The sequence below is a fragment of the Rhodococcus sp. AG1013 genome, from assembly GCF_003350365.1.
GTDB lineage: Bacteria > Actinomycetota > Actinomycetes > Mycobacteriales > Mycobacteriaceae > Prescottella.
The window spans coordinates 214,792-227,923 of the sequence record NZ_QQAT01000004.1; the positions used below are offsets into that span (position 1 = coordinate 214,792).

General features: G+C 70.7%; 14 protein-coding genes. 8 read left to right on the forward strand and 6 right to left on the reverse strand.

What is annotated here, in order from left to right:
* The first annotated feature begins 75 nt into the window (after positions 1–75).
* Positions 76–792, forward strand: coding sequence for a phage shock envelope stress response protein PspM (locus tag DEU38_RS08040; RefSeq protein WP_114720028.1), 717 nt, complete (start codon positions 76–78; stop codon positions 790–792).
* An 82-nt stretch (positions 793–874) separates the two neighbouring features.
* On the opposite strand, the gene DEU38_RS08045 is transcribed toward DEU38_RS08040, so the two are convergent.
* From DEU38_RS08045 to DEU38_RS08055, 3 genes are read right to left on the reverse strand one after another with little or no spacing between them, the layout of a single operon-like run.
* Complete coding sequence (locus DEU38_RS08045; protein ID WP_114719808.1) at positions 875–1,480, reverse strand: energy-coupling factor transporter transmembrane protein EcfT; 606 nt, start codon at positions 1,478–1,480, stop codon at positions 875–877.
* Positions 1,477–2,157: an energy-coupling factor ABC transporter ATP-binding protein gene (locus DEU38_RS08050; protein ID WP_114719810.1), complete on the reverse strand. Its 681-nt coding sequence runs from the start codon at positions 2,155–2,157 to the stop codon at positions 1,477–1,479. The genes DEU38_RS08045 and DEU38_RS08050 overlap by 4 nt, the downstream gene beginning before the upstream one ends.
* A gap of 15 nt (positions 2,158–2,172) precedes the next feature.
* Positions 2,173–2,784 carry a biotin transporter BioY gene (locus DEU38_RS08055; RefSeq protein ID WP_114720030.1) on the reverse strand — a complete coding sequence of 204 codons (612 nt, stop codon included), beginning with the start codon at positions 2,782–2,784 and terminating at the stop codon, positions 2,173–2,175.
* Between the two features lie 233 nt (positions 2,785–3,017).
* Here DEU38_RS08055 and DEU38_RS08060 point away from each other — a divergent pair, with 233 nt between their 5' ends.
* On the forward strand, positions 3,018–3,203 hold the full coding sequence (locus DEU38_RS08060; protein ID WP_114719812.1) for a hypothetical protein: 186 nt from the start codon (positions 3,018–3,020) through the stop codon (positions 3,201–3,203).
* On the opposite strand, the gene DEU38_RS08065 is transcribed toward DEU38_RS08060, so the two are convergent.
* Positions 3,200–4,081 carry a LysR family transcriptional regulator gene (locus tag DEU38_RS08065; protein ID WP_114719814.1) on the reverse strand — a complete coding sequence of 294 codons (882 nt, stop codon included), beginning with the start codon at positions 4,079–4,081 and terminating at the stop codon, positions 3,200–3,202. The genes DEU38_RS08060 and DEU38_RS08065 overlap by 4 nt on opposite strands.
* An 85-nt stretch (positions 4,082–4,166) precedes the next feature.
* Between DEU38_RS08065 and DEU38_RS08070 the strand changes: the two genes are divergently transcribed.
* Both DEU38_RS08070 and DEU38_RS08075 read left to right on the forward strand, forming a co-directional pair.
* Positions 4,167–5,387: an MFS transporter gene (locus tag DEU38_RS08070; protein WP_114719816.1), complete on the forward strand. Its 1,221-nt coding sequence runs from the start codon at positions 4,167–4,169 to the stop codon at positions 5,385–5,387.
* 4 nt (positions 5,388–5,391) lie between these two features.
* Positions 5,392–6,105 carry a PIG-L deacetylase family protein gene (locus DEU38_RS08075; protein ID WP_114719818.1) on the forward strand — a complete coding sequence of 238 codons (714 nt, stop codon included), beginning with the start codon at positions 5,392–5,394 and terminating at the stop codon, positions 6,103–6,105.
* Positions 6,106–6,109: 4 nt separating this feature from the next.
* Here the strand turns inward: DEU38_RS08075 and DEU38_RS08080 are convergent, their stop codons facing one another.
* Positions 6,110–7,000, reverse strand: a complete 891-nt coding sequence (locus DEU38_RS08080; protein ID WP_114719820.1) for a diacylglycerol kinase — start codon at positions 6,998–7,000, stop codon at positions 6,110–6,112.
* Complete coding sequence (locus DEU38_RS08085) at positions 6,997–8,625, reverse strand: FAD-binding oxidoreductase (protein WP_114719822.1); 1,629 nt, start codon at positions 8,623–8,625, stop codon at positions 6,997–6,999. The genes DEU38_RS08080 and DEU38_RS08085 overlap by 4 nt, the downstream gene beginning before the upstream one ends.
* A 20-nt stretch (positions 8,626–8,645) precedes the next feature.
* Between DEU38_RS08085 and DEU38_RS08090 the strand changes: the two genes are divergently transcribed.
* From DEU38_RS08090 to DEU38_RS08105, 4 genes are all read left to right on the forward strand, one after another.
* Positions 8,646–9,254, forward strand: coding sequence for a TetR/AcrR family transcriptional regulator (locus tag DEU38_RS08090; RefSeq protein WP_114719824.1), 609 nt, complete (start codon positions 8,646–8,648; stop codon positions 9,252–9,254).
* A 36-nt stretch (positions 9,255–9,290) separates the two neighbouring features.
* A complete protein-coding gene (locus tag DEU38_RS08095) occupies positions 9,291–10,802 on the forward strand; it encodes a glycerol-3-phosphate dehydrogenase/oxidase (protein WP_114719825.1) in 1,512 nt (503 codons plus the stop codon).
* Positions 10,803–10,906: 104 nt separating this feature from the next.
* On the forward strand, positions 10,907–11,890 hold the full coding sequence (locus DEU38_RS08100; protein WP_114719827.1) for an LLM class F420-dependent oxidoreductase: 984 nt from the start codon (positions 10,907–10,909) through the stop codon (positions 11,888–11,890).
* 82 nt (positions 11,891–11,972) lie between these two features.
* Entirely contained in the window at positions 11,973–13,118 is a 1,146-nt protein-coding gene (locus tag DEU38_RS08105) for a glycosyltransferase (RefSeq protein WP_114719829.1), read from the forward strand.
* The last annotated feature ends 14 nt before the right edge of the window (positions 13,119–13,132 follow it).

A 13,132-nucleotide genomic window follows, 5' to 3' on the forward strand; every position in this document is an offset into this window, starting at 1 on the left:
GCGGCCAGTGCCGCCTCCGCCGTCACCAGTGCGGGGAGCGTGCTGCGCGAGGTCGGCGGAACCGTCGCCGACACGATGCGGCGTTGGTCGGACCCCCGGGAACGCATGCTGCGCAAGCGTCGACGTGCCCGCAAGCGGGCAACCAGGTTCGGCATCGCCTCGGGTGCGGGCGTCGTGGGTTCGGCATCGCTCGCCGCCGCGTCGGCCCCCGACTGGACGATCGTCGCGACCGGCGGCGCCGCAGCGCTGTTCGCCATTCCCGCAGTGGTCGCTGTCAGCACGTATCGGCATCTCACGTCGGTGCCGCTGCCACCCGCCACCGTCACGCGGCAACCGCTGCCACCCGTCGGATCGGCCGCCCGTGCCCCGATGGAACGACTCGCGAGCGCTGAGAGCGGCCTGCACCAACTGCTCGGCGTGCTGAGCCGATCTGCGATCGTCGACGCCGAGGAAATCGATCACACGGGAGAGACCGCGCGGTCGGCGTCGTCAGCGCTGCGGGCCGTCGCCGCGGATGTCGTCGCGATGGAGAGCGCCGGGCGCGGCACGGCCGCGGCCGCCGCACACCTCGAGCAGTCTGTCCGGGCCGCCGGAGAGCAACTCGACATCGGTGTCGCGCAGTACGAGGGGCTCGTCACCGCTGCCGCGAAGATGACCGCGCCCGCGCAGTCGCCGTCGTACACCTTGCTCGATCGGCAACGGGAAGAGCTGCTGTCGGCGTCGGATCGGCTCGAGGGCTGGGCCGAGGCCCTCGGCGAGGTCGACGAGATCGACCGCCGTTTCCGTCGCTGAACAGCCGACTGTCACATCAGTCGTCCACGACAATCACATCAGTCGTCCACGACAATCACATCAGTCGTCCACGACAATCACATCAGTCGTCCACTCCGCGCGCGGCGAGGGCATCGCCCATGGCCTCGGCGGTCATCAGCGCCGACACGACGGCCGGCACCGCCAGGGCGCGCAGCGAGAAGCCGAGCCCGCGGGCCTTCCGGGCGTCCGAGACCTGCTGCACGATGCCGGTGAGCAGCGGGATGCACCGCAGCGTCATCGCGAGCACCAGCCCGGCACGGTCGGGATTCACCCCGACCCGGCGCAGCGGCCGCAGGGCGCGGCTGACCGTCTCCAGCATGTCGGACACCCGCGTGGTCAGCGTGACCAGTGCCGCCAGCGCCACGGCCAGCACGATCGTTCCGCACACGACGACCGCGCGCTCCCAGCCGGTGAAGATCACCTGGAATGCGCCGATGAACAGCAGCGCCCACAGCAGCGGACGCAGCTGCGCGAGCGCGACCCGCAGCGGAACACGCGCCGCCGCGTACAGGGCCGCGACGACGGCGACCGCGGGGAGCAGGTGCCACGGCTGGCGCACCAGGACCGTCACGGCGACGATCAGGACCACCATCGCGATGAGTTTCGGACCGGGCGAGAGGCGGTGCAGCAGCGAGGTGCCGGGGGAGTAGAGGCCGAGCGTCGTCATCCGATCAGCTCGCGGTAGTGCGCGATGGCCTCTCCGGGTGTGCCGTCGGCTGCGACGCCGCCGCGGTCGATGACGATCACCCGGTCGAAGTCGTCGAGCAGGTCCAGATGGTGGGTCACGACGATCAACTGCTGGCGGAGACCCGCCAGCGTCGACCGCATCAGTCGCGCGTTGCGCAGGTCCAGCAGCGTCGTGGGTTCATCGGCGACCAGTACGTCGGGGTCGGTCACCATCACCGCCGCGAGCGCGAGCAGCTGTTTCTGCCCGCCCGACAACAGGTGCGTCGGATGGTCCGCGTGCCCGGACAGCCCGAAGTCGGCGAGGACTTGTGCCACCCGGTCGGCCCGCTCGGACTTGCTCAGCGAACTGCGGCGCAGCGAGAAGGCGATGTCCTCCGACACCGTCGGCATGATGATCTGATGGTCGGGGTCGGTGAAGACGAACCCCACCTTGCGGCGGACCTGACGCCCCTTGCGGGCGGTATCGAGCCCGTCGACGGACACCGTCCCGGATGTCGGCGACACCAGACCGTTGATCATCCGCGCCAGCGTGGACTTGCCGCTGCCGTTGGCGCCGATGATCCCGATCCGTGACTCGGTGAGCGCCAGATCGATTCCGTCGAGCACGGTGCGCTCACCGTAAGAGTGGTGAACGCCGTCGAATCGGATCTCGCTCATCGTGCAGCAGTCGATCTATGCGGCGTCGGCCCGCACCGGAGCTGCGGGGAAGGGGCGCGCGGCGAGCGCGGGGTACGCCCGGTGGACCTGCGCGGCGACGACCGCGGCGACGACCGCCTTGATCACGTCGCCCGGCAGGTAGGTGAGGTTCGCGGCGAACGCGCCGGAGACCGTGAGATCCGTCTTCAGGAGCATGCCGGGGATGCCGAATGCGTACAGCACCACGATGCCGCCGATCACGTTGACGGCGATGCCGCCGAAGACGTTGTACTTGGGCAGCATCTTGTAGCTGAGCCATCCGATGACGGCCGCCGCGGGCAGCCAGCCGATCAGGAAGCCCGCCGTGGGGCTGGCCAGGGAGACGAGCGTGGTCCGCCCACCGGCGAGGACCGGCAGCGCCAGACCGAGGACGATCACCGTGAGCACCGACAACGTGCCCTTGCGGGGGCCGAGGAGGGCGCCGGCGAGCATGACGCCGAGGGTTTGCAGTGTGATCGGTACCGCCGAGCCGCCGACGTTGATCGTGCCGGGCAGACCCAGCGCCACGATGAGGGCTGCGAAGACGGCGATCTGCGCCAGATCGCGGGCGGTGTTGCGGGGAGTGCCCGTGGGGGATGACGGCGACACGGCTATCGACTGCTCCTCGTGGTGTTCGCGAACGGGACGGATCGGGTCCAACCCGCCGAGCTTATGTCAACCCGCCGGTCACGACGTATCCCAGTCCGGTCGGCGGCCTCAGGGTGATCACCCATCTTTCCCTGAACTTGCCGCTGAGCTGCTGATTTCCGATTCGGCACGTGCAACCATCGAGGTGCCGCGCTCGTAGGATCGTAGGTAGAGAACCAAGCAGGAGGCACATCGTGTTCTGGAAGATTGTCGGCATCGTGGCGCTGGTGTGGATCGCGTTCATGTTGGTCGGTGCGCTGGTGAAGGGGCTGTTCTGGATCTTGGCGGTGAGCGCGATCGTGTTCGGGCTCTACATGCTGTTCAAGGCGATGTCGGGAACCTCCGGCAGCGATCGCAGCACCGACAAGACCCGGTTCTAGCGTCCGGCCAGGTGACGATCGACGAGGTCGGCGAATGCGCGGCCGGTCGGCGTCACCAGCGTCGGTTTCGAGATCATGTGCACCGTGCGGATCGGGGCGTCGGCGATCCGCAGCAGATGCAGTCCGGGGCGGGTGATCGCGTCGGACTCCGGTAGGAAGCCCACTCCGACGCCGGCCGCGGTGAGTGCGGCCACCAACGTCGCCGAACCGGCCTGCGCCACGACGGTGCGCGGCAGGCCCGCCATGGTGAACGCGTCGTCGCTCTGACGACGCGCCCCCGTTCCCTCCGGGAAGTCGATGGTCGGCACCCCGGCGAGGTCGAGCAGGGTGACCGCGGTGCGGGACGTCCACGGATGTTCCGGTCCGACGACGGCGACGAGCTGTTCGGTGCCGAGCACGCGGGCGGTCAGCCCGGCGCGGGGCCGGGTGTGCCACAGCCCGATGAATCCGAGGTCGAGGTCGCCGGCGTCGACCTGCTCGACGATCGATTCACTCATCGACGACACGACGTGCACGTCCACCCCGGGGTTCGCATCCAGGAACGTTCGGACGAGTGCGGCGAGGTCGACCTGGGTGAGGGTCGTGATGGTGCCGATCCGAAGGGTGCCGCTGACGGTGCGTCCGGTGGCGGACACTTCGCCCCGGAGCCGTTCGGCCGCCGCGAGCACCTCCCGGGCGTGGAGCACGAAGGATTCACCGGCTTCGGTCAGTTCCACGCGGCGGCTCGTGCGGATGAAGAGCGGGGTCCCGAGTTCGTGCTCGAGCTGTTGCACCTGGTGGCTGAGGGCGGACTGGGCGACGTGGAGGCGCCCGGCGGCACGGGTGAAGTGCCTCTCCTCGGCGACCGCGATCGCGTATCGCAGCTGGCGCAGTTCCATCGCACTACCTCGATCTGGTTTGACGATCAATCCGATCTGATTCAGATGTTAGACAGATGATTGCTCGGGGTAAAGAATTGCTCGCGTGAGTGTCACCGAATCCCGAACCCCGACCCGTCCGGTGCTGTCGCCGGGACTGCTCCTCGTCATGGCCGTCGCCACCGGTCTGTGCGTGGGCGGCAACTACTTCAACCAGCCGCTGCTGGACTCGATCGCGTCGGCCCTGGACGTGGATCAGTCGACTGCCGCGGTGACCGTCACCGTGTCGCAGGTGTTCTACGGGCTCGGGCTGATGTTCCTGGTGCCGCTGGGGGACCTGTGGGACCGACGGGTGCTGAGCGTCGGGCTGATGCTGCTCGCCGCCGTCGGCCAGGCCGTCTGCGGGTTCGCGCCGTCGATCGGGTGGCTCATGGTGGGCACCGCGATGGCGGGCCTGTTCTCGGTGGCGGCGCAGGTGCTCGTGCCGTTTGCCGCCCAACTCGCCGAACCGGGGCGCTCCGCGACCGCGGTCGGCACCGTGATGAGCGGCCTCATGGTCGGGATCCTGCTGGCCCGCAGCGTCGCCGGACTGCTCACGCCCCTGGGGGGATGGCAGACCGTGTACCGCGTGAGTGCGGTCGCGATGCTGCTGATCGCCGCAGTGCTGTGGCGGGCGCTGCCGAGTTCGCGGGATCGGCACGGTCTGGGCTACGGCGCGATCCTCGCGTCCATGGGTGCGCTCCTGCGCGATCAGCCCCGCCTGCGCACGGCGACGGCCATGAGTGCGCTCAGCTTCGCGGCCGCGAGCACGGTCTTCGCGGCGATGGCGTTCGTGCTCGCGGCCGAACCGTTCGGCCTCGACGACGTCGCGATCGGACTCGTGGGGCTGGCCGGTGTCGCGGGTGCGGTGATGGCGAACGTGGCCGGACGCCTCGCTGATCGGGGGCTCGCGCAGGCGACCGCCGGTGTGGGGGCGGTGGTGCTGCTCGCGTCGTGGGTGCTGTTCGGACTCGGCGGCACCAGCCTGCTCGCGTTCGTACTGGCGGTCCTGATCTCGGACGTCGCGCTCAAGTGCGTGCACGTGAGCAATCAGGGTGTCATCTACGCGCTTGCGCCGCAGGCGCGCTCGCGTGTGACGGCGGTCTACATGACCGGGTACTTCGTGGGCGGCGCTGCCGGATCCGCGCTGGGGTCGCTGGTGTGGGCGACGCACGGGTGGGCCGGGGTGTGTTGGGCGGGCGCGGGCCTGTCGCTCGCCGTTCTCGCGGTGTGGTGGCTCGATCTGCGCGTTTCCGCGCGCGCGGTCGCCGCCGCGGAGGCATCCTGAGGACATGGAACCCATTCCCGAGGACTGGCAGCGCGGGTTGGTGATCGTCGCCCATCCCGACGACATCGAATACGGGGCCGCGGCGGCTGTCGCCCGATGGACGGACCAGGGCAAGGACATTCGGTACGTCCTGGTCACGAGCGGTGGGGCGGGGATCGCGGGCCTGCACCCCCAGCAGTCCGGGCCGCTGCGCGAGGACGAGGAGCGACGTTCGGCTGCGATCGTGGGTGTGTCGAAGGTGGAGTTCCTCGGCTATCCCGACGGCCGGATCGAATACGGGCCGGATCTGCGCAGGGACCTGGCCCGGGTGATCCGGACGCACTGCCCCGAGATGGTCGTCACGATGAACCACCGCGAGACGTGGGGGCCGGGGTTCCTGAACAGCGCCGACCACCGGGCCGTCGGGCTCGGTGTCCTCGACGCCGTCGCCGACGCCGCGAACGAGTGGATCTTCCCCGAGCTCACCGAACCGCCGTGGGCGGGCGTGCGGTGGGCCGCCGTGAACACGATGGTCGGGACCACGCACGCGGTGGACGTCGCCGCCACGGTCGAGCGCGCCGTCGAATCGCTGTGCGAGCACCGCGCGTACCTCGAGGCGCTCAGCGACGAACCGGTGTTGGACCAGGCGGCCCGGCAGATCGAGATGTCCACCGGGCCCAAGCCTGGATTCGACGCCGAACGGGCCGTCGGCTTCGAGTTGTACGTCTTCGGCGGCTGACCGCCTAGTCGAGTGGGGCGCCGACGATGACGCGTCCCGCACCCGGGACGGCCTCGACGTCGATCGGCAACTGCCCGACGAACTCGCCGTCGGCGTACGACGTGACGGGGATGCCGGTCTCCAGCCGCAGCTTTCGGGTCCGGAACGTCTGCACCTCGTCGAGGTCGACGTGCGTGCCCTTGTAGACGGTGGGGAACAGGCGCACCAGCTTGAACCGGCCACCCGACGCGACCACGGTGACGTCGAGGAGGCCGTCGTCGAGTTTCGCATTCGGTGTGATGAGCATGCCGCCGCCGTAGGAGGTGCCGTTGCCGACCGACACCATCGTCGCGTCGAGTTCGATGGTGCGGTCGTCGAGCACGATCCGGTAGGGGATCGGCTTCAGCCGCGCCAGTTCGACCACCATCGCGAGGTTGTAGCGCATCGGGCCCTTGGGCCACCGCATCCGGTTGGCGCGGTCGGTGACGAGGGCGTCGAATCCGCTCGACAGCACGGTGCCGAACCAGCGGTCGCCGGTCCGCGCCAGGTCGACGGTCGCGACGTCGCCCGCGGCGATGATGTCGGCGGCCGCCACCGGGTCGTCGACCGGGATGTGGAACAGGCGCGCGTGGTCGTTGCCGGTGCCGCCGGGGACGATGCCCAGCGGAGTCCCGGTCTGCGCCAACGCCTGCCACGCGATGCTGACCAGGCCGTCGCCGCCGGCGGCGACCAGTGCGTCGGTGCCTTCGGCGACGGCCTTGCGTGCCAGTTCCAATGCCTCGTCCGCGGACCGGCCCTCGATCTCGGTGACCGTGACGCCGCGTTCCCGCAGACGGGCCACGGCGGCGGCGGACGCCCACGGGGCGTGGCCGCTGCCCGCGGCCGGATTCGTCAGGACCGTGACCGATTTCGTCATGGGATGAGCTTGCCAGGGTTGAGGATTCCGGCGGGGTCGATTGCGTCCTTGACCGCCCGCAGGACGCGCGCACCCAGCGGACCGACCTCGGTCTCCATCCACGGCCGATGGTCGCGGCCCACCGCGTGGTGGTGGGTGATGGTGCCGCCCGCGGCCATGATCGCATCGCCCGCGGCGCGCTTGGCGGTGGCCCACTGCGACAGTGGATCGTCGGCCTGTGCGCACACCACGGTGAAGTACAGCGACGCACCGGTGGGGTAGGTGTGCGAGATGTGGCACATCACGAGGGCCGGCGTGCCCTGTGCCGCAAGCGATTCGGTGAGAGCAGTGGTGACTGCGGTGCGCAGGTTCGCGAGGTTGGACCAGCGCGTGGCGGTTTCGAGGGTCTCGGCGATCGCGCCGGCGTTCAGCAGCGCGTCACGCAGGTAGGGGGCGTCGAAGCGGCCGTGCTCCCACGACTGTGCGGGCCCCTCACCCAGCGCGGTGCCACCGGTCGCGGCGAGCAGTGCGGTCGCCTCGGCGTAGCGGGCCTCGACGTGGGCGTCGGTGCCCTCGAAGGTGGTGATGGCGAGGCAGCCCGCGGTGGGGCTGTCGCCGCCGATGTCGCCGGCCAGCGCCAGGTTGATGCCGGTCTCGGCCTCGTCGGACAGACGCATCACGGTGGGCGCGGACCCGGACTGGACGACGGCGCGCAGCGCGGCGGCGCCGGTCTCGAAGTCGGGGAACGACCAGGCCTGGTACCCGGTGCGTTCGGGGACCGGGTGCACGCGCAGGCCCACCTCGGTGATGATGCCGAGAGTGCCCTCGGAGCCGACGAACAACTCGCGCAGGTCGGGGCCGGCCGCCGAGGCGGGACCGCGTCCGAGGTCGAGGGTGCCGGACGGGGTGGCGACGCGCAGCCACTCGACCATGTCGTCGAAGCGGCCGTACCCGGCGGACGCCTGTCCCGACGACCGGGTCGCGGCGAACCCGCCGATCGTGGCGAACTGGAAGCTCTGCGGGAAGTGGCCGAGGGAGAACCCGTGCTCGCCGAGGACCTGCTCCGCCTGCGGGCCGGTCAGGCCGGCCTGCAGCGTCGCGACGCCGGACACCGGATCCAGATCGGTGAGCGCGTTCAGTCGCTGCAGGTCGAGGGCGACTACTGAGTGGAACCGGCCGCGGGCGGGGTCGACACCGCCGACCACGCTGGTGCCGCCGCCGAACGGGACCACCGCGACACCCTCGGCCGCGCAGAACCGCAGCAGTGCCAGCACCTCGTCGTGCGAGCCGGGCAGCAGGACCGCGTCAGGAGCGTCCTGCGGGTCGGTGGCCTTGCGGCGCAGCAGGTCCGGGGTGCTCTTGCCGCCGGCGTGCCGCAGGCGGGACGCGTCGTCGGTGCGGACGTGGTCGGCGCCGAGGAGTTCGCGGAGGGCGGCGATGAGGGCGTGGCCGAGGGTGCTCTCGCGCAGCGTCACGTCGGACTCGGTGGGCGGCGCTGCCTGTTCGACGGAGACCCCGAGTGCCTGCTGGAGCAGGGTCGTGATCTGCGGCGACAGGTGTCGGCGGGACTCGGCGACACCCCAGGCGTCCCACTCCATGGTGGGGGCCGTGGTGGCGGGGACTTCGGGCACGAAGGCATCGGACATGCGTTACAGTGTTACACACGATGTCTATCTGTAACGAAGTTTCCGGATCTGCCGGGGAGTCTCCGAGTGTCGACGACCAGATCCTCGACGCGGCACGCTCGTGCGTGCTCGACTTCGGGCTGCGTCGCACGACGCTCGCCGAGGTCGCCCGCCGCGCCGGCGTGAGTCGGCCCACCGTGTACCGGCGTTGGCCGGACACCCGGGCGGTCGTCGCCGACCTGCTGACCCGCGAGATCCGTACGGCGATCCCGGACATGATCGGTGACGCTCCCGCGCGGCTCCAGCTCGTGCAGGCCGTCGTCGACGTCGCGACGGAGATGCGCGATCACCCCCTGTTCGAGAAGATCCTGCGATCCGACCCGGACATGCTCATGACGTATGTCGTCGATCGACTCGGAACGAGTCAGCGGGCCATCGTCGAGGTGGTCGCGGCCGCCATCGCCGCCGGACAGCACGACGGCTCGATCCGCACCGCAGACCCGGTGCACATGGCGACGATGGTGCTGCTCACCGTCCAGTCGGCGGTCCAGTCGGCGCGGATGGTGGCCGAGCTGCTGCCGGCGGCCGCGCTCGTCGAGGAACTGCGTGTCGCCGTCGACTCCTATCTAGCGCCACGCTCGGTGCTCTGACCACCGACCACCACCGACCCACTTCCAGGAGGAACAGTGCAGGACAATGCGCAGTCCGTGCTCAACGCCCAGCGTCGCAGTCGGGAACTGTCCGATCTCGGGGACGGCGGTGTCGTCGACGTCCTGGTGATCGGTGGCGGCATCACCGGCGTCGGAACGGCACTGGACGCCGCGTCGCGCGGCCTGCGCACGGTGCTGGTCGACAAGCACGACCTCGCCTTCGGGACCAGCCGGTGGAGTTCGAAGCTGGCGCACGGCGGACTGCGGTACCTGGCGTCCGGCAATGTCGGGATCGCGCGGGAGAGTGCCGTCGAGCGCGGAATCCTCATGACGCGGACGGCGCCGCACCTCGTGCGGGCACTGCCGCAGTTGGTGCCGCTGCTGCCGTCGGTCAGCTTCTTCGAGAAGTCCCTGGTCCGGACCGGATTCCTCGCAGGTGACGCGTTGCGGATCACCGCTCGGACGCCCGCGTCGGTGCTGCCGCGGTCCCGTCGGGTCGGGGCGGCGCGGGCCGCGCAGCTCGCGCCCGCCGTCCGCCGCGACGGCCTGCGTGGCGGTCTCCTGGCGTTCGACGGACAGCTGGTCGACGACGCCCGTCTCGTCGTGGCCCTCGCCCGGACCGCGGCCGCCCACAGTGCGACGATCCTGACCCGCGTCGGCGCGTACGACGTGACCGGCGAGTCGGCCCGCCTGCGGGACGAGATCACCGGCGAGGAGATGACGATCCGTGCCCGAGCCGTCGTCAATGCCGCGGGTGTCTGGGCCGGGCAGGTGGACCCGGACATCCGGCTCAAGCCCAGTCGCGGCACGCACCTGGTGCTGCCCGCGGAGTTGTTGGGGAACCCCACCGCGGCGCTCACCGTGCCCATCCCGGGCGAGACCAACCGATTCGTGTTCGCGCTGCCGGCGCAGCTGGGGCGCGTGTACCTGGGCCTGACCGACGAGGCCGTCGACGGTCCGCTGCCCGACGTCCCCGCCGCATCCGACGGCGAGATCGATTTTCTGCTCGACACCGTCAACACCGCGCTGGCCACTCCGATCACGCGCGCCGACGTCGTCGGCACGTACGCGGGTCTGCGCCCGCTCCTCGACAGCGGCGAGGGGAAGACCGCGGATCTGTCCCGCAACCATGCGGTGCTGCGTTCGTCGAACGGTGTCGTCAGTGTGGTCGGCGGCAAGCTCACGACGTACCGGAAGATGGCGCAGGATGCGGTCGATGCGGCAGTCGCCGCAGGCGGTCTGACGGCGCGATCGTGCGTGACGACGGACCTGCCCGCAGTCGGGGCCACGCGCACCGCGCCTCGCAACCTGCCGCCGTCGCTGGTCGCGCGGTACGGCAGCGAGGCGGGCCTGGTGGCCGAGGCGGGGGCGCTCACGCCGATCGCCGAGGGTATCGACGTCACGCACGCCGAACTGGCGTTCGCGGTGAGCCACGAGGGCGCGCTCGACGTCGACGATCTGCTCGACCGCCGCACCCGGATCGGATTGGTCGCGGCCGATCGGGAGCGGGCGATGTCGGCCGCGGAGGACGCGTTGACCCGCGACTAATCGCGGCAGTGTCAGGGGCCGGTGATCGCGACAGCGTCACGGCCGAGTGAACCGCGAGTAGGAAGGGGCGCGCGAATACCGTTGCGGGCGTAGCGTCGAATGTCATGAGTATTCGACTCGGGTACCAGATTCCGAACTTCAGCTACTCGACTCCCGTCCGCGACCTGTTTCCGACTGTCATCGCCCAGGCTCGGGAGGCGGAGGCCGCCGGATTCGACGCCGTGTTCGTGATGGACCACTTCTACCAACTGCCGGGGATCGGCGAGCCCGACGAGCCGATGCTCGAGGCCTACACGGCACTGGCCGGAATCGCGACGGCCACCGACTCGATCCAGTTGTCCGCACTGGTCACCGGCAACACCTACCGGAACCCGGCGATGCTCGCCAAGACGGTGTCCACGCTCGACGTCGTCAGCGGCGGCCGGGCGGTCCTGGGCATCGGCGCCGGCTGGTTCGAGCTCGAACACCAGCAGTTGGGATTCGAGTTCGGCACGTTCACCGACCGGTTCGAGCGGCTCACGGAGGCGCTCGCGATCATCTCGCCGATGCTCCACGGCGACCGGCCGACGTTCGAGGGCAAGTGGTACCACGTCGAGAACGCGATCAACGAGCCGCGCATCCGCGACGACCTGCCGATCATGCTCGGCGGCGGCGGCGAGAAGAAGACGTTCGGGCTCGCGGCCCGCTACGCCGACCACCTCAACATCATCGCGAACGCGACCGAGCTGCCGCGCAAACTCGAGGCCCTCGCACAGCGCTGCGAGGAGGTCGACCGTGACCCGAAGACGCTCGAGACGAGCTTTCTCGCGTTCGTGATGCTCGACGAGGACGGGGACAGGGCCCGCGAGATGCAGCGCGAGTTCCTGCTGTCGCGTGGCGTGGACCTGTCGGCACTGTCGGTGGCCGAGCGGGCCGTCGCGACGGATCGGCAGTTCGTCGGCAGCCCGGACGAGGTGGCCGAGCAGATCAAGACCCGGGTACTCGACGTGGGCGTCGACGGCGTGATCGTCAATCTGGTGGCCAACGGACACCAGCCGGGCATCGTCGAACTGGTCGGTCGCACCCTCGGACCGCTCGTTCGCGGCTGACCGCAGGCGCGCGACCGAAACCCGCGCAGCGCGGAATCGCTGACCGCGCTGCAGCGGGCCGCCGGTGTGGCACCCTGAGCGGATGCGAGTAGCTGTTGTCGCCGGACCAGAGGCCGGTCATGCCGTCCCGGCCCTGGCGCTGTGTCGGAAATTCGTTGCCGCGGGCGACGATCCGGTGTTCTTCTCCGCGGGACGGTGGCTCGACGTCGCACGTGGCATCGGGATCGAGGCGCGCAAGCTCGGTGGTCTCGCGCCGCGCGAGTTCGACGACGACTCCGACTCCGGATCGAAGATCCACGGTCGGGCGGCGCACGTCTCGACGGCGCTGCTGCCCGACATGCGTGACGTCGCGCCCGATCTCGTGGTGTCCGACATCATCACCGTCGGCGGCGGCATGGCTGCCGAACGGCTCGGGGTGCCGTGGGTGGAGTTGTCGCCGCACCCGCTGTACCTGCCGTCGAAGGGCCTGCCGCCCATCGGGTCGGGTATGGCGCCCGGCACCGGTGTCGGCGGCCGCCTCCGGGACGCGCTGCTGCGGGCCGCGACCGCGCCGTCGATCCGGAAGGGGCGGGTCCAGCGCAGCGAGGCGCGGGTGAGCGTCGGCCTGTCCGCCCGGGACCCGGGCCCGGCGGCGCGGCTGATCGCGACCCTGCCAGCGCTCGAGGTGCCGCGCCCGGACTGGCCGTCGAACGCGCATGTCGTCGGGCCGCTCGTGTGGGAGCCTGCCGACAACGTGCTCGACCCGCCGCCGGGGGACGGGCCGCTGGTGGTCCTGGCGCCGTCCACCGCGTCGACGGGGGCCGGCGGCATGCTCGACACGGCGATCCGGGCGCTCGACGGGCTGGGTGTGCGGATGCTCGTGACCCTGTTCGACAAGCCCGAGATCGATCTGCCGGACTGGGTGCGTGCCGGGTACGGGCGGCAGGACGAGATGCTGCGGAATGCGTCGGCGCTGATCTGCGGCGCCGGCCACGGTGTGCTCGCGAAGGGACTCCTGGCAGGTGTGCCGGCGGTGACGGTCCCCGGTGGCGGGGACCAGTGGGAGGTCGCGAACCGGGTCGCCCGTGGCGGTCTGGGGGTGATGATCCGCCCGCTGGAGGTCGCGACGCTGCGGGACGCGGTGCAGAAGGTCCTCGACGACCCGGCCTACGCTGCCGCCGCGCGGCGGGCGGCCGACGGGATCGCGGACGTCGCCGACCCGGTCGCGGTGTGCCGGGCGGCGGCATGAGCGGCGTGGCGGTC